The sequence below is a fragment of the Rhodococcus sp. IEGM 27 genome (genome assembly GCF_033142305.1).
Lineage (GTDB): Bacteria > Actinomycetota > Actinomycetes > Mycobacteriales > Mycobacteriaceae > Rhodococcus_F > Rhodococcus_F oxybenzonivorans.
On record NZ_JAWLSG010000005.1, the window covers coordinates 409,606 to 425,110 of the forward strand.

The 15,505-nt window shown below is 68.0% G+C and carries 14 protein-coding genes; 4 read left to right on the forward strand and 10 right to left on the reverse strand.

Features of this window, described 5'->3' with window-relative positions:
- Window position 1: 1 nt before the first annotated feature.
- The gene (gene pknB / locus R4P95_RS19915) at window positions 2–2,014 is read right to left on the reverse strand and encodes a Stk1 family PASTA domain-containing Ser/Thr kinase (RefSeq protein ID WP_213572429.1); all 2,013 of its coding nucleotides are present in this window, start codon (window positions 2,012–2,014) and stop codon (window positions 2–4) included.
- A gap of 109 nt (window positions 2,015–2,123) precedes the next feature.
- Between pknB and R4P95_RS19920 the strand changes: the two genes are divergently transcribed.
- Window positions 2,124–2,492 carry an Rv2175c family DNA-binding protein gene (locus tag R4P95_RS19920; RefSeq protein WP_317746190.1) on the forward strand — a complete coding sequence of 123 codons (369 nt, stop codon included), beginning with the start codon at window positions 2,124–2,126 and terminating at the stop codon, window positions 2,490–2,492.
- Between the two features lie 8 nt (window positions 2,493–2,500).
- Here R4P95_RS19920 and R4P95_RS19925 read toward each other — a convergent pair whose 3' ends face one another.
- The 4 genes from R4P95_RS19925 to R4P95_RS19940 all read right to left on the reverse strand — a co-directional run bounded on the left by R4P95_RS19925 (window position 2,501) and on the right by R4P95_RS19940 (window position 7,854).
- The gene (locus R4P95_RS19925) at window positions 2,501–3,442 is read right to left on the reverse strand and encodes a phytoene/squalene synthase family protein (protein ID WP_213572427.1); all 942 of its coding nucleotides are present in this window, start codon (window positions 3,440–3,442) and stop codon (window positions 2,501–2,503) included.
- 7 nt (window positions 3,443–3,449) lie between these two features.
- Complete coding sequence (locus tag R4P95_RS19930; RefSeq protein ID WP_317746407.1) at window positions 3,450–5,054, reverse strand: alpha-(1->6)-mannopyranosyltransferase A; 1,605 nt, start codon at window positions 5,052–5,054, stop codon at window positions 3,450–3,452.
- A gap of 81 nt (window positions 5,055–5,135) precedes the next feature.
- A complete protein-coding gene (gene crtI, locus R4P95_RS19935) occupies window positions 5,136–6,743 on the reverse strand; it encodes a phytoene desaturase family protein (protein ID WP_317746189.1) in 1,608 nt (535 codons plus the stop codon).
- 10 nt (window positions 6,744–6,753) lie between these two features.
- Window positions 6,754–7,854 (reverse strand): polyprenyl synthetase family protein, encoded by a 1,101-nt coding sequence (locus tag R4P95_RS19940; protein ID WP_213578074.1) that lies wholly within the window; start codon window positions 7,852–7,854, stop codon window positions 6,754–6,756.
- A 169-nt stretch (window positions 7,855–8,023) separates the two neighbouring features.
- Here R4P95_RS19940 and metF point away from each other — a divergent pair, with 169 nt between their 5' ends.
- Window positions 8,024–9,028, forward strand: a complete 1,005-nt coding sequence (gene metF, locus R4P95_RS19945; RefSeq protein ID WP_109329246.1) for a methylenetetrahydrofolate reductase [NAD(P)H] — start codon at window positions 8,024–8,026, stop codon at window positions 9,026–9,028.
- On the opposite strand, the gene R4P95_RS19950 is transcribed toward metF, so the two are convergent.
- The 5 genes from R4P95_RS19950 to R4P95_RS19970 are packed head-to-tail and all read right to left on the reverse strand — an operon-like array spanning window position 9,006 to window position 14,015.
- Window positions 9,006–10,181 carry a glycosyltransferase gene (locus tag R4P95_RS19950; protein ID WP_213572425.1) on the reverse strand — a complete coding sequence of 392 codons (1,176 nt, stop codon included), beginning with the start codon at window positions 10,179–10,181 and terminating at the stop codon, window positions 9,006–9,008. The genes metF and R4P95_RS19950 overlap by 23 nt on opposite strands.
- Window positions 10,178–10,900: an LppM family (lipo)protein gene (locus tag R4P95_RS19955; RefSeq protein ID WP_317746187.1), complete on the reverse strand. Its 723-nt coding sequence runs from the start codon at window positions 10,898–10,900 to the stop codon at window positions 10,178–10,180. The genes R4P95_RS19950 and R4P95_RS19955 overlap by 4 nt, the downstream gene beginning before the upstream one ends.
- Before the next feature lie 31 nt (window positions 10,901–10,931).
- Window positions 10,932–11,765 (reverse strand): carotenoid biosynthesis protein, encoded by an 834-nt coding sequence (locus tag R4P95_RS19960; protein ID WP_317746186.1) that lies wholly within the window; start codon window positions 11,763–11,765, stop codon window positions 10,932–10,934.
- On the reverse strand, window positions 11,762–13,351 hold the full coding sequence (locus R4P95_RS19965) for an NAD(P)/FAD-dependent oxidoreductase (protein ID WP_317746185.1): 1,590 nt from the start codon (window positions 13,349–13,351) through the stop codon (window positions 11,762–11,764). Before R4P95_RS19965 ends, R4P95_RS19960 begins: the two co-directional genes overlap by 4 nt.
- A 4-nt stretch (window positions 13,352–13,355) precedes the next feature.
- Window positions 13,356–14,015 carry a GNAT family N-acetyltransferase gene (locus tag R4P95_RS19970; RefSeq protein WP_213572422.1) on the reverse strand — a complete coding sequence of 220 codons (660 nt, stop codon included), beginning with the start codon at window positions 14,013–14,015 and terminating at the stop codon, window positions 13,356–13,358.
- 53 nt (window positions 14,016–14,068) lie between these two features.
- Between R4P95_RS19970 and R4P95_RS19975 the strand changes: the two genes are divergently transcribed.
- Together R4P95_RS19975 and R4P95_RS19980 are read left to right on the forward strand one after the other, a co-directional pair.
- On the forward strand, window positions 14,069–14,650 hold the full coding sequence (locus R4P95_RS19975; protein WP_213572421.1) for an SAV_6107 family HEPN domain-containing protein: 582 nt from the start codon (window positions 14,069–14,071) through the stop codon (window positions 14,648–14,650).
- Window positions 14,651–14,885: 235 nt separating this feature from the next.
- Window positions 14,886–15,314 carry a DUF3040 domain-containing protein gene (locus tag R4P95_RS19980; protein WP_213572420.1) on the forward strand — a complete coding sequence of 143 codons (429 nt, stop codon included), beginning with the start codon at window positions 14,886–14,888 and terminating at the stop codon, window positions 15,312–15,314.
- Window positions 15,315–15,505 lie beyond the last annotated feature (191 nt).

The following is a 15,505-nucleotide window of genomic DNA, read 5'->3' on the forward strand; positions in this document are numbered from 1 at the left end:
GTCAGGGCAGCGACACCAGGGTGACGGTGCTCCCGGGTTTCACCAGGTCGCCGCCGCCCGGGTTCTGGCTGATCACCACCGACCGGTCGGTGTCGGTGACTTGACGCACCTTCACCTCGAGTCCCAGTCGTGTCAGCTCGTCGCGTGCGGATCCGACGGTGCGTCCCAGCATCGACGGCACCCGCACAGCGTTGGACACCGTCAAGGTGACACTGGTGCCTGCGCTGACCTGGGTACCGGCCTTCGGGTCGGTGGCGATGACATCGCCTTCCTCGACCTTCCGGTCGAAGTCGGTGGCGGTGTCCTGCACCACGATGCCGACCGCTTCGAGGGACGCACGTGCCTCAGCCTCCGACATTCCCCGCACGTCGGGGATGTCGACGGGGGGAGCGCCCTTGCTGACGATGAGTTTTACCTGCGAGCCCGTGGGGAGTGAGGTACCGGGCGCCGGATCGAGCGCGGCCACCGCACCGATCGGAACCTTCGCGCTGAATGCCTGACCCCCGTCGACGGGCATGAAGGTCCGGTGCCGAAGCTCCCGCTCGATCTCGGAACGATCGCCGCCGGCGGGCAGGGGCGGGACGGTCGGCCGTCCGAGTGACACGACGAGCGCGACAGTGCCGTCCCGGGAGATTCGCGAGCCGCCCGGGGGATCCGTCCCCAGCACGGTGTCGAGTGCGGCTGTATCCGAATACTCGCCGCGAATCTCCGAAGAGAGCCCTGCCGCCTCGATCGCCGACACCGCGGCACCTCGATTCAGCCCGTCGATCGCCGGGACCGCGGTGTACCGGCCGGAACCCATCCACCAGCCGCCGAACCCCACGGCGAGGGCGAGCATCAGTACCACCAGCAGCCACAGGATCGTCGTCCGCCGCGACCGCTGACGTTCGGCGGCGAAATCCGGATACCGGTACCCCCCGTCGGGTTCGTCGTCGCTCTCCGATCCGTGCCCGTCCATCGGGGGACGCGGGGTACCCGCCGTCACGATGCGGGTGTGCTGGATACCGGGGTGTCCGCTGTGTTGCGGGAGCGGTGCGTGGAGAGGAGCAGCGGGAAGGTGCGCGGTGGGTGGGGCGAGCGGGCTGGGCGGCGAGGTGAGCGGAGGTGCGCTCGCAGCGGCGGCAAGATGCTGGGCCGAGCGGCGGGGTGCGGGCACCCGGTAGGTGGGCAGCTCGAGCGCCGCCGCGATGCTACGGAGTGCCGTTCCCATCTGTTCGGCGTTGGCGAAACGGTGTGAGGGTTCCCGGTGGGTGGCCTCGGCGACGAGTTCGTCGAACTCGTGCGGAACCCCGGCGATGTACGACCCCGGTCGGGGAACGTCCTGGTTGATGCGCTGATATGCAACGGACAGGGAGGTGTCCCCGGTAAAGGGTGTGCGCCCGGTGAGAAGCTCGAACAGCAGGATCCCGGTGGAATAGACGTCGCTGCGGGTATCCGCGACCCCGGACGTGACCTGCTCCGGAGACAGGTACGCGGCGGTACCGAGGATGACGCTGTTGGACGTGGTGTTCGACGCTGCTGCGGCACGCACCAGACCGAAGTCGGCGATCTTCACTTCGCCGCCGTCGGAAATCAGAATGTTCTCCGGTTTGACGTCCCGGTGCACGAGTCCGGCACGGTGAGCGACGGCCAGCGCGTCGAGAACCGGTCCAGCCACCGCGGCCACGGCATGTGGAGGCATCGGCCCGCGCTCGCGCAACAGTTCCCGTAGCGTTCCCCCATCGACGAGTTCCATCACGAGAAAGGCGTGTTCGCGGTCGTGTCCCTGGTCGTAGACGGCGACGAGTGAGGGATGCCCGAGCCGGGCCACCGAACGGGCTTCGAACTCGAAGCGGGAGACGAAGGCAGGGTCGGCAGCGAACTGCGGGTCCATCACTTTGATGGCCACCGGACGGTCGAGGCGCATGTCGAGCCCCCGATACACGGTGGACATACCCCCACGCGCGATCAGGGCATCCACCCGATAGCGCCGGTCGAGCAGTTCGCCGATCAAACGTTGACCTCCATCGTGCACTGTGTCCGTCCCCCGTATGTCCGCGCAGTCCGGCCACGCGCCCTCCAATCGTAGCCAGCCGGACCGACCGGTAGCGCCACGGCGGAACCGACCAGATAACGTTAGGGGAGTGAGTGCCATCCCTTACTGTGACGATGTCCTGGACCCTTCCGTCTCGCTACTACAGCTGGTGGACGTGGCGAAGTCGTTGGGTGTACCCGTCACACGCGTGCAGCAGCTTCTACGGGATGAGCAGCTGATCGCTGTTCGCCGCAACGGTGTGCTCGGCGTTCCGGAACTGTTCTTCGGCAAAGACGGGCAGACGCTGAAGTGGCTGCCCGGCCTCATCGCGGTACTACACGACGGCGGCTTCCGCGACGAGGAGATTCTGCTGTGGCTTTTCCGGGAGGACGACACCCTTCCGGGGACGCCCGTGCAGGCGCTGCACGGGGACCTGGCTCGAGAGGTCATTCGCCGGGCACAGGCGATGGGTTTCTGAGCGCCGTTTCACTGCGTGCTGCGTGTGGGCATCGCGAGCCGGGCGAATTGTGGCACAGCGGTGGACCACCGGTTCCTGCGCGGCACCGTCGCACGCTGGTGCAAGACGGCATAGCCGCTGCGTTCTATTTCGTCGAGAATCCGTGAGTACAGCACGAAGGCCGTTCTGATCCCGGGCTGTACCCGGCGGTCCAGCATGCCGATTCCCGGCTCCGCATCCCGGTACACCGCCCGGGTGACCGCGATGAGGTGAGCGAGCGCACGAACGATGCGCTGATCCGTTGTCCCGGTGCGTCGGCTGGACATCAATAGGTCGGTGTCGACACCGAAAGCTGCCAGCTCGTCAGCGGGAAGGTATACGCGTCCCCGGTCGAGGTCTTCTCCGACGTCCCGGAGGAAGTTGGTCAGCTGGAAGGCTTCGCCGAGCGCAGCGGCGTGGGACTCCGCCTCGTTCGCGGGACAGATCGTGCCGAGCACGGGCAGCATCTGCAGCCCGATGACGGCGGCGGACCCGTACATGTACTCCCGCAGTGCGGGCATCGTGTTGTACCGGGCACGGTGCGACGGGGTGCCCGGAATATCCATCCGCATCGACTCGAGGAACGCGAAGAAGTATTCGGGCGCGATGTGGAAGGTCGCGACCGAGTCCAGGAAAGCGGGAAGGACGGGCGCCAGCTCGGGAACCGCTCGCGGGTCGATTGCAGTCGGGTCGTCGAATCCCCGTCGAAGCATCGATTCGATTCGATTGAGCTCTGCTGCACAGTCTTCGGTCGACCGCACGCCGCCCATCTCGACATCGACGATGTCGTCGACGGTGCGGGCGAATGCGTAGAGCGCGTGAACCGCATTGCGGCGGTGCCGGGGAAGTAACCGGGTGGCGAGGTGGTACGTGCGTCCATGCTCCGCTGTCAGAGCACCGCAGTAGCGATAGCTCTCCACCAGCTCCGTCATGGCCCGGCTATTCCACGCCGGGTGACGCGGCTACGCGTCGGAGTCCGGAGGAGGGGACCTCCGGCGACGGCCGGGATGCGCGCAAGCGCAGAGGGTCGACCGTGCGCAAAGACACCGCCGCGACCACAGCCGCGAACGTGGCGAGAGCAACGTGGGGGAAGGTGTAGAGGCCGATCGAGCCGTCGGGCTGGAATACGAGCATCAGCCAGGTGGACAGCCCGACGAGCACCATCAGCGTGCGTGTGGACAGGGCGAAGCCCGCTGCGATGGCGACGGGCCAGGAGTAGTACCAGGGCAGCGCGGCCGGCGAGAGAATGACGATGGCGACGAGGACGATCAGGATTCCGAGTATTGCGTCCCGTTCGGTGTTTTTGAATTTCCACCAGACGGTCAGGACGATCGCGACGAGTGCGGCTGCGCAGATCGGCCGGGTGATCGCGAGGATTTCGCCGAGCCGCAGATCCGCGAACCACGACGTTCCGACGGTCACGACATGGGCAAGGATCGTCGGCAGTGACAACCAGTTGATGATCTTGTTCGAACCCGACAGGGCCGTCATCCAGCCCAGTCCGACCCCGGCCACCGCCGACGCTGCGGCGAAGATGACGACGAACACGGCGACCCCCGAGCCGGCAGTTTTCGCGAACAGTGCCAGCGGCGATGCCGGAGTACGCCCTTCGGCCTCCGCTCTCTCCTTCTCGTGCAGCATCCAGATCCACACCATGAAGGGGAGTGCGGCACCGGCGGTCGCCTTGATCGCCACCGCGATCGCGACGAGCCCGATGCCCGCGAGATGGCGTCGCTCGAGAACGAGCGCAATGCCCGCCGTCATCAGGCCGACCATCAGCATCTCGTTGTGGACTCCACCGATGAGATGGACCAGAACAAGGGGGTTGAGCACTGCCAGCCACAGGGCGATGGCCGGGTTTCCGCCGAGGTGACGTGCGAGGTGGGGGACCGCCCAGATCATGAGAGCGAGCCCCGGCAGCATCGTCAGACGCAGCAGCATGGTGCCGGCGATGACGTTGTCACCGGTCAGGGCGGTGATTGCCTGCCCGAGAAGCAGGAAGACCGGACCGTAGGGCGCCGTCGTCGTGGTCCACACGTTGCTGACGTTGTCGAGCAGAATCCCAGGATTGACCACCGGGCCCACGGCGTAGGGATCGAAGCCGTCGCGCAGGAGGGCGCCCTGGGCGAGATACGAGTAGGCATCGCGGCTGAACATCGGCACCGCCAGCAGCAGGGGCGCCGTCCAGATCGGAACGATCAGGCGCAACTGCCGCAGAGCAACATCCCCGGCCAGCGTGCCGCGCCCCAGCCGGACCCAGGCGGCGATCATCGAGATGACGCCGATCCAGACGATGGCGGTGGACAGTATCTGGCCGTGCCCGAACCGCAGCCACGACAGATGCATCGCCTCGAGCAGGGGATCCTCACGGCGGACGCTTCCCGCACCGAAACCACCGAACGTGATCATGATCGCGCCGGCGAAACCCAGGATCGCCGCATGTCCCGCCTGGCTGCGGAGGAAATCGGCCGTGGTCTGAGGCCACGAACGGTGCGGCGGTGTCGTCGCAGGGGCGACGGTTGCCTGCGGGGCAGAGGACGTCATGGGTGCAGATTCCTCCCCCGAGGTGAGTTCGGTTGCGATCGGTGCACCGATCATCGCGCGCACCACATGGTCGCGCCTAGTTTAATTGCTCCCGACACCACTTATTGCCACGCCTCGCTCATATATCTGCCTTTGGGGCTCCTGCACACCGGTGATACGGCGAGCGGCGAGCTTCCCCGACAGCAGAACGGTCGGAACACCGACACCGGGGACCGTGCCCGAACCGGCGAGGACGGCGTTGTCCACGCCCGGCACCAGATTCGGGCGCCGGAAGGGGCCTGTCTGGCGGAAGACGTGTGCTGCCGCGAACGGGCTGCCCGCGCTCATGCCCTTGTTCAGCCAGGTCAGGGGCGTATCCACGTGGTCGATCTCGAACTGCGCGGCGATGCCCGTGTATCCGCGGTCCTCGAGCACCCGCAGGAGTTCGCGCGTGTAGGGGCCGGTCAGCGACGACCACTCGAGCGGGGCGCTGTGCAGATTGGGGCAGGGTGCCAGCACCGACAGCGGCTCGGACGGAACACCCGAGCGGTCCACGAGGAGGCTCGGGTCGGACAGCGCGGGCCGGGTGATCAGTAGGGAGGGGTCTGTCATGAGGCGACCGCGGCCGGCTTTCGCGGTGATCTCCGCGAAGGTTCTTTCCCACGCTGCGCCGAAGTCGATGGTGTGGTGACGCTGCGCCGGCCACCGGGCGGTCACCGCGGAGGGGATCGTGCCGTGGAGCACCACCGCGGACGGTGACACCCGTACGCGGCGGGGGATCCTCCGGGCGACCGGCCGAAGGAGTTCGTCGACGATCGCGGTGTCCGGGGTGAGGACCACGGCGTCGCACCCGACGCGTTCACCGGTCGCGGTGTGGAGGGCGCGCACCCGGCCATCGGACGTTTCGAGCCGCGTGACCGTCGTGTCGAGCCGGAGGTCGCCGCCCGCCGTGGTGAATGCGTCGGCGAGTGCGAGAGCAATGGAGCGCATGCCACCCTGCGGGAAGTAGACGCCCAATGAGGTGTCCATGTGGGCGATGGCGCCGTACACCGCGAGCGCATCGGCGGGCGCCACCCCGGCGTACAGCGCCTGGAAGGTGAAGATCCGGCGTAGCCGCGGATCGGTGATCGTGCGATCGACCCGGGAACCGAGCCGGCCGAACCCGCCCAGAGCAGTGAGCCGGACGAGATCCGCCGCGGCCGCCCTGCTTGACACGAGGTCGAGAGGCGAGTCGAAGTTCGCGTCCATGAAACGGGAGTACTCGGCGTCGAAGATGCGACCGAGCCAGCGTCGTAGCTTCAGGTAGCGATCGGATTCCGCGGGTCCGCACACCCGGGTGATCTCGGCGACCATCGCCGCCGGGTCCGAGTGGACGTCGAGCGAGGAACCGTCGGTGAAGCGCGCGTGATAGGCCGGGCACAGTTTCTCGAGAATCAGGGCGGGCCGGGTCGAGATGAAATCCGCTCCGACCGCAGCGAGGGCTTCACGGACCAGTTCGGGCATGGTGAGCACGGTTGCGCCGTTGTCGATGTCGTAGCCGGGACCGCGGTAGGTGCCCACCCGGCCGCCCGGCAGTGGATCCCGTTCGAGGACGGTGACCCGCCGGCCCGACCCCCTGAGGTGCAGAGCCGCCGACAGGCCCGCGAGACCGGCGCCGACGACGACGACGTGATCGGTGGGGCCCGGAACGGTGCGGAGCGTGCGTGCCATCGGGGTGCCTTCAGGAGTTGCGCCGCGTCGCCGCGACAGCCATGTCGGTGAGGTGTTGTTTCGCCACCGGCGTCGCGGTGCTTGCCGTCAGGGTCGTCAGCGCGGAGTCGACGAGGTCGTCGATTCGTTTCTCGAGGTCGGCGACCGCGCCGAGCGAGGTGATCGTCTCGCGGAGCGTATCCACGTCCGCGTCGGACAGGTCGGTGCCGATGCTCCCGCGTAGCGCTGCGGCCGCTCCGGGATCATCGCGGTCGGCCCGCTGAAGGGCCAGCGCGAACAGCACGGTGCGTTTCCCCGCCCGGAGATCGTCACCCGACGGCTTTCCGGTCACGGCCGGGTCACCGAACACACCGAGGAGATCGTCCCGCAGCTGGAATGCGATCCCGATGTCCGTACCGAATCTTCGGTAGGCCGACACGAGGTCCTCGCCGGCACCGGCGAGTGCGGCACCGAGATGCAGTGGCCGCTCGATGGTGTACGCCGCGGTCTTGTACCGATTGACCCGCATCGCTGCGTCGATCGACTCGTCGGCCCGGGCCTCGTTGCTGATGTCCAGAAACTGGCCACCGAGAACCTCGGTGCGCATCGCGGACCAGACGGGGGAGATGCGTGCGGTGGCGTCCGGGCCGATACCGGATTCGCGGATCATGTCGTCCGCCCAGGCCAATGCCAGGTCGCCGAGCAGGATGGCGACAGCCTCCCCGAAGTGCGGAGACTCGCCGCTCCAGGAACCGGCTCGGTGGCGTTCCTCGAACTGGACGTGGACGGTGGGGAACCCGCGTCGCGTGGTGGAGGCATCGATGATGTCGTCGTGAACCAGGGCGCAGGCTTGGACCAGCTCCAGGGCTGAGCAGGCGCGCAGCACCGGCCCGGCGTCGGGACCCTGCGGGTCGCCGCCCGCGCCGATCCACCCGGTCCAGGCAAAGGCCGGGCGTACTCGCTTTCCGCCGCGGAGGACGAAGTTCTCCAGCGTGGTCACGGCGTCGCGGTAGCCGCCGCCCACGGTGTCGACCAACTCCGTCCGGCCGGCGAAGAACTCTCGAAGCGCATTCTCGACCTCGGCCGTCAGAGCGGAGGGGCGCGTTTCGACGGACAGTGTTGCCTCCCAGATCGACGTTCCGCGTGCGCACCGGTAACGGCAGCAGGCCTCGTCACCACCATAGTGGGCGTCGCCCGGTAGGACCCGATGCCCTGTTTCCCACGATTGCCTCGTTCCCGCGATCGACGAGGATCGGCGACGCGGTGGGCACACCCGGCGCGGCTGTACCTATGCTTGTCGGGTGACATTCGATTCCGTCAGGGGGCGGGCCAGCGAAGGCTGGGTAACCCGCACTCCCTCCATCGTCGACCGCATCCGGTCGTGCCGTGACGGTCGGGTGCCCTTCTCCGTCGAATTCTCGCCCCCGCGGGACGAGGCCGCCGAGGCCCGCCTGTGGCGCGCGGTCCGGGAGTTCGAACGTCTGGGACCGGCCTTCGTGTCCATGACCTATGGCGCCGGTGGCTCCACCCGTGACCGCACCGTCCGTGTCACCGGTCAGCTTGCCGAGGAGACGACGCTCCTGCCCGTGGCGCATCTCACCGCGGTGTCGCACAGTGTCGACGAACTCCGGTCGATGGTCGGCGCCTACGCAGACCGCGGAATCAGCAACATTCTCGTCCTTCGTGGTGACCCACCGGGCGATCCGCTGGGCGAGTGGAAGAAGCATCCGGAGGGTGTCGAGTACGCCGAGGAACTGGTCCGGCTCGTGCGTGAGCTCGGTGACTTCCATGTCGGCGTCGCGTCGTTCCCGGAAGGTCACTACCGGGCGCCGGACCTCGACCACGACACCCGGTACCTGGTCGCGAAACTCCGGGCCGGCGCGGAGTACTCCATCACGCAGATGTTCTTCGACATCGACGACTACCTGCGCCTTCGGGACCGGGTCGCGGCTTTCGACGCCGAGCAGGGTGCGAAGCCGATCATTCCCGAGATCATGCCCATCACGTCCCTGCGGTCGGTGCAGCGTGTGATGGAGCTGTCGGGGTCCCGGCTTCCGGTCGCCCTGGAACGCCGGTTGAGCCGGGCGGCTGGTGACGGCCCCGAGGAGAATCGGGCCGCTGTCCGTGAGATCGGCATCGATGTGGCCACCGAGATGGCCGAGCGGCTCATCGCGGAGGGTGCGCCCGGCCTGCACTTCATCACGTTGAACTTCGCCCGGGCGACCAGTGAGGTGCTGGCGAGGCTGGGGGACAAGGTCGGATCGCGAACCGACCCTCGGCCGGTCACTCCGGCCCGCGTGAGCTGAGGGCCCTCCCCTTCCAGCTGGTTCGTCCACGGTGGTGGGCAAGGTGTGACGACATGATCAGTGCTGCTGTCGCCGCGACCGAGAGCGGGTGCGTCACCGCCCCGGCCACGTCCGTGGCGGTCGGCGACGCACCACGCTCGAGTGTTCGTGCGCACAGTCTCGACGTCACGGCAGCGAAATACCCCACTGCACCCCACCGGCGCACCAGCCCACGGCCCAGCGCGAGCGCCACCGGCGGTACCAGGTAGGCCATACCGCCCGCGCTGACGGCTGCCACCGCCCCCGGCCTCGAGCCGAAGGCCGTCCACAGCCAGCGGTCGTATCCACTGCGCAGCGCAGCGGCGTTCTCGTACATCCGGCAGGTCGCGGCGCCGCCTGCGAGGACAACGTGGGTGGAAACTCCGCGGCGCCGCAGCAGTCGGGCAATGTCGAGATCCTCGGTGAGACTGTTCACCACCCCGCCGTGCCCACCCGCCCGGCGGTACGCCGCGGAGTCGAAGACCATGAACTGTCCACAGGCGACGGCCATGGATGGGCGCAGCGAACGATTGCCGAGTCGCACGGGTAGTGAGGCCGCCCACGACCAGGCCAGAAGCGGCTGGACGGCGATTTCGGCGATCGACCCGGACTCCTGGAACGGCCACGGGCAGATCAACCCGGCCCCGCTCTCGCGAAGCGCGGAACACGCCGCGGCCAGCGCGCCCGGCTGCAACCGCACGTCGGCATCGAGGAACACCAGCAGTCCGTCGCGGCGGGGATGCAGGGCTTGGGCGCGATCGTAGGCGCGGTGGCAGGCGGCGGGCTTCCCCACCCACCCGGGAAGCGGCTCCTCGGTGCTCCTGACGACGGTGAACCGCGGGTCGCCGGCACACGCAGCTTCGGCTGCCGCGGCCGTGTCATCGGTCGAGGCGTCGTCGAACACGAGCACTCGGAGATCGTGGATGCCGCGCTGACCAACGAGATCTTCGATGAGGGCGGGTAGTCGCTGGACCTCGTTGCGGGCAGGGATGCAGACCGTGACCGGTTCGGTGAAGGTGCGGCGCGGCACCCGCAGACGCGGGGCGCTCCGCAGATTGACGGCGGCGACGGCCATACCGGCCACCGACAGCAGCGAACCAGTGCGGACCAGCTGCACGATCGGCGTGGGCGTCACACCGTCGACGAGTCCTTCCGGCGTCCACTGCCTACGGCAGGCTCCCTGTTGCGGGCCAGCCATGCCAAAGCCCCCACGATCACGGCCACGCCGAGCGTCACCCCGGCCATGATCCCCGCCCAGCCCGCGAAGCTCCGGGTGCTCGGGTCGGAGTAGCGCACCTCGGCGCGGATCGTCGACGTGTCACCCGCAGGCAGCTTCCACGACACGATGGAGTCGCCCTCCCGCGTGCCGTTGGTCGTGGCCACCCGGGCCGGGAAGGCGATAGTGAACTGCACATCGGTGCCCTGGGCGGGAACCGAGCTGAGATCGGCCTTGCCTTCCAGGGTCACGAGGTCGCCGGTCCGGCGCAGCGAAATCTGGAAGCTGCCGGTGGCCTGTTCGGACATCGAGCCGAGTTGCTGTACGTCACCGAACGTGAGATCGCTGAAGAACGCCTGGGTGCCGACGTACCCGTCCTTCTTGTACTCCTGTACGCGAATCTTGCCCGACAGCGCATCGGGCGGGGTGAGCTGCGGACCCTTGTCCTGATCGTCTGCGGGTACGGCCGCAGCCACGATCTGACCGGAGACCCGGTCGTCGGCGGACACTCCCATCGACACCTGGACGCGCAGGCAGCCCGCGAGCAACGGGACGATCAGGAGTACCAGGACCGTCAGGGAGAGGGCCCGGCTCCGCGCGCGGGTGATGTTCGGGGCAGGGAGTGAGGGCGGCTGCACAGTCGTATCGTGCCAGGGGAGTGAACCGGTGTCAGGCGCGAGGGGGCGTGTCGGGGAAGTCGGGTCGCCGGACCCGCGACCGCACGAGGACGATCAGGAGGGGAATCCCGAGAACTCCCATCGTGATCCACCCGTAGATCGCGGAGAATCGGAGTCCCGGTCCGTCGAGAAACACCGAGTGGGCCAGCGCCGAACCCAGCCAGGTCCACAGGAACAAGGCGATCGGGACACCGTCCCTGTGTGGCGGCGTTCCGTGCGGTTTGGCGGCGGTATCGGAAATGCGGTGATCGAACCATTCCATCGCCGCAGCCATGGTGGCAGCCACCGCACACCATCCCACGTAGTTGGTCAGCGGGATGTGCTCGACACCGGGAAGACCCGCATCGGTGACGCACCATGTCCACTGTCCATCCGCGACCATCTGGGGGTCGAGATACAGATCCCATCCCACGACGCCGACCGTGGTGAGGACCATCCGAATCAGGTGCCGATATCTGCCCCCCGCCAGTAGGGAGGCGACGCACCACACCGGATAGAAGCCCGCTGTCCAGGCGAACGGCACCACGAGGGGGACACCGGCCAGTGCAGGACCGAGTCGGTCGACGCTGTAGTCGTAGCAGCCGTAGGGCACGCCGGTTGACGTCCCGACGACCTCCGAGAGCAGGCCGAAACCCGCTGTGACCAGAACCAGAGCCGCGGCCCAGCGCGGACCGCGCGTAAGGGTGGCATGCGTGATGCTCGCCGCCGCGAGCAGGAGCACGACGCAGACCGTCACCGCGTCACGGAGGTCACCGCGCACCAGAGGGTAGACAATCTGCGCCGCGATCGCTGCTGCGGCCGTCAGGGCGGGGATGCGCGCGGTCACGTCCCCGGCCACATGCGGCGCAGTCGCGCGGTTCTGGAGGCGCGGCGTGCGTCGTGGAGCGCGACGTGTGCGGCGCTTCGCCCGCTGGCACCGGACACCCCACCGCCCGGATGCGTCGAGGCGCCGGTGAGGTACAGGCGTTCGGCTCCGGGGACCCGGTGCCCGGAGAGTTCGGGAAGGGGCCGCCACATCATCATCTGGTCGAGCGACATCTCGACGTGCATCACGTTGCCCCCGATCAGCCCCATCTCGTCCTCGAGGTCCTGTGGTGACTGCACATGACGGTCCAGGATCGACGTCCGGACACCGGGGGCGAGTTCCTCGATCTCGTCGACGATGCGCTCGGCCTCGGCCCCTGCCAGGTCGCTCCACCGACGGCCCCCGCTGAGCCGGTAGGGCTGCCACTGGGACCACAGGGTGATCTGATGCCGACCCGCGGGCGCGATCGTGGGATCGAGGCCACTGAAACTCATCCCCAGCACCGCGGGCCGCGGCGGGAGTTCCCCTGCCAGCGCGGCACCGTGGGCGAGGCGCAGGTGCGCGCGATCGGACACGAGGAGCTGCAATCCGCTGGTCACCGAGGTGTCAGGGGCGCTCGAATAGGACGGCAGGGCGTCGGTCGCCAGCCGTACCACCATCCCGATGCCCGGTCCGACGCGGATCCGCCGGCGCCAGCTATCGAGGATCTGCCTGTCGTAGCCGCCTGCTTCGAGGAGATCGAGCGTAGTGAGCACGTGGCACCCGGCAATCACGGTCCGCGAACGAATTTCCCGCCCCACCGACGTCCGCGTGATCCAGGAAGTCCCGTCCCGGCGCAGCGCGACGACCTTCTCACCCAGGGAAAGCACGCCGGAGTCGGCCCGCAACCGCGACGCCAGGGCCGCCGTCAAGGCGCCGCTCCCACCGACGGCACGGCCGGGCGGAGTGGTGTGCATCAGTGCCGCGAATCCCACCATCGGGGCGGTGCCCGGCTCGGACATCGGCGGCCCGGACTGGGCGCCGAACCATGCGAGTGCGGCCTTGAGTCGTTCGTCGTCGAAGAATTCGTCCAGCAGGGCGTCCCCCGACGCGAGGAACTGCCGCGACAGGTCGCTGCCGCCGCCCCCCGTATCGAGACCCCAGAACGACGACAACAGCGCGGGGGCGGTCGGCGGCCTGGTGAAGGCCCGCATCACGCGGGCGCTGCGCGGCCCCCACACGTCGACGAACCGCCGATACGCGCCGGCCTCGGCCGGTCCGCAGGACTCCTGGATGGACAGGCAGGTCGCATCGAGGCTGCGCCGGAACACGATGCCGGGCCGGCCGGTACCCGCAGGTGCCGGGGCGAACGCCCACGGATCGCAATCGAGGTAGCGCAGACCGTGCGCGTGCAAACCCAGTTCCTCGACGATGCCGGTGTGACGGACCATGATGTGCGCGGAGGATCCGCGGTCGACGCGGTGACCTGGAAACCGTTCCACTGTCGAGACCGCTCCGCCCGGTACGGTGTCGCGTTCGATCACCTCGACCGACCATCCCGTCCGAGCCAGGTAGCACGCCGACACCAGGGCGTTGTGTCCCGACCCGACCACCACCGCATCGATCATCGGGTCAGGTTAACGGTTCTTCTCCTGAGGAAGGCTTCTCGGTGGAAAGGCTTTCCAGTGGAAGGCTACGGCCGAGGACCGCGAAGGGACGGTTGTCGCCTGCGAACCGGAAGTGGCGCAGTACATCCCGGAATCCGAGCCGACGGTAGAGCCGCCACGCTCGATTGTTCTCGTCTGCGACCTCGGGGGTGGACAACAACACGCCGCGTTCGGGTCGGCGGTCGAGCAATCGGAGAAGGAGTGTTTCGCCGAGACCGTGTCCCTGGGCGTCGGGATGGACGTGGAGTTCGGTCAGTTCGAAATAGTCGTCGAGAACTGTCTCGATCCGGTCCCGGGTCCAGCCGGTGTGCCGCAAACCGGTGCGGACCTGCTGGTGCCACCACTGTTCGGGGGCTCCGCGGTAGCCGTAGGCCACGGCCACGAGGCGGTGAGTCGCATCGGATTCGGCGGACGGATCGGCTGGGACCACGGCGCCGACACCGCTCCACCCCGATCGCTGCACATGTTCGGTCCACATCGGCGCGCGGTGGTATTCCGTGCCGCGGGGATAGCCCATGGCGGCGACATAGATTGCGAGGGCCTCCTGGAGGCGGTCGCGGAACTCGGCAGCCGAGAGTTCGACCACGAGCGGTATCTGGTCAGCGTTCGTGTCGACCGGTCTCACCTTTCTCTTGACGACGTGTCGGTGGGTCCAGCTATATTGAATAGGTCGAACGGATGTTCGATAGCGGGGATCCGGCGATGCTCGAGGGAAGCGAGCATCGCCGGGACCCCGGCTCACGACAGGACTACGCCCGGCGGGGTGGACACACCGGGGTTGTGGAGGTGTTCGAAGTGATGAACAACTCGGTTTCAGGACCGACCTCTGGGCCCTCGCGGCGACCGGGGGAGGTGCGTGCGCCGGCATCTCGGCGCGCCGCCTCCCTACTCGACCGGGCCGACGCTCTTCTGTCGCAATCGGTCGGCGCCGACTCGCCTGCGGATCGCTTTCACAGCGCGTATCTCGCCGCACTGCGCGGTGCCGGTGCCGTGCTCGCCGCTGCCGATGGGTCGCCGGGAGGTCGACGGACACGAACGCGTAACGCTTGGGTTCTCATGGCAGACGCCGCGAGCGACTTCGGCGCATGGGCCGACTATTTCGCTGGGCACTCCGCCACTCGTGCCGCGATCGAGGCCGGGATGTCGCGCACGCTCACCGATCTCGAGGCGGACGAGTTCTTTGTCGAGGTGGGGCGGTTTTTGCAAGCGGTGGAAGACCACATCGGTCGCGGTGCAGACGTCGATCTTCGGGCGTCGTAGCTGCTCGTCTCGCCCGGAATCCGGGTCGGCTGCCCGCAGTGTCGGCGACGTAGTGAAAGCCCGGAGCAGGGTTCGGTGCGGGAGTCCGTAAGGTTGGTGTCGAACTCGTGCACCGAGTAGGTGGTACCGGGGTCGAACTGCTCGTATTATTAAATCTAGGTAGCCGCCAAAGTCGGTTACCCACCGCCTCGCACCGTGAGGCGGTGGCCAACACTCCAGTGCCGGGGGAGGTACCGTGCCACTCTCCGAGCACGAGCAGCGCATGCTCGACCAGATCGAGAGCGCTCTCTATGCCGAAGATCCCAAGTTCGCCTCCACTGTGCGAGGCGGTCGCATGCGTGCGGCATCGAGTCGTCGTCGTTTTCAGGCCATAGCCCTGTTCGTCCTGGGGCTGGTCCTGCTCATCGCCGGCGTCGCCCTGCCGATCAAGCCGGGTGGATTCCCGGTGATCAGCTTGATCGGCTTCATCGTTATGTTCGGTGCGGGAGTCCTCCTCCTGTGGGGTGGGGGAAAGAACAATTCCCGACAGTCGTCGCGAGGCGGCTCGACCACGCCCGACGAGACCAAGAGGTCCGACCGTGGTAAGCCCCGTGGCGGACGAAAGAGTGGCGGGTTCTCGTCGCGAATGGAAGATCGCTTCAAGAAGAGATTCGAGCAGGAGTAGCAGAACTCGCTGGGGCGTTGGGGGGGGGGGGGGGCAGTTGACACCCCCCCCCACCCCCAAATTTTTGTTGGACACCCCCCCCCCCCCCCCCCCCCCCCCCGGGCGGTGCCGCCCCACGACAACCCACACCCCCCCCCCCCACAGCGCGGGGGGGACCCCCCGCCCCCCACCACCCCAAGAAACGGGCCCCC

Excerpts from the sequence above, each read along its gene's own strand:
- R4P95_RS19925 (WP_213572427.1), bottom strand. The coding sequence starts at position 3,442 with ATGACGGAGCTGGTGGAGAGCTATCGCTACTGCGGTGCTCTGACAGCG.
- R4P95_RS19930 (WP_317746407.1), bottom strand. The coding sequence starts at position 5,054 with ATGACGTCCTCTGCCCCGCAGGCAACCGTCGCCCCTGCGACGACACCG.
- crtI (WP_317746189.1), bottom strand. The coding sequence starts at position 6,743 with ATGGCACGCACGCTCCGCACCGTTCCGGGCCCCACCGATCACGTCGTC.
- R4P95_RS19965 (WP_317746185.1), bottom strand. The coding sequence starts at position 13,351 with ATGATCGATGCGGTGGTGGTCGGGTCGGGACACAACGCCCTGGTGTCG.
- R4P95_RS19975 (WP_213572421.1), top strand. The coding sequence starts at position 14,069 with ATGTTCGATAGCGGGGATCCGGCGATGCTCGAGGGAAGCGAGCATCGC.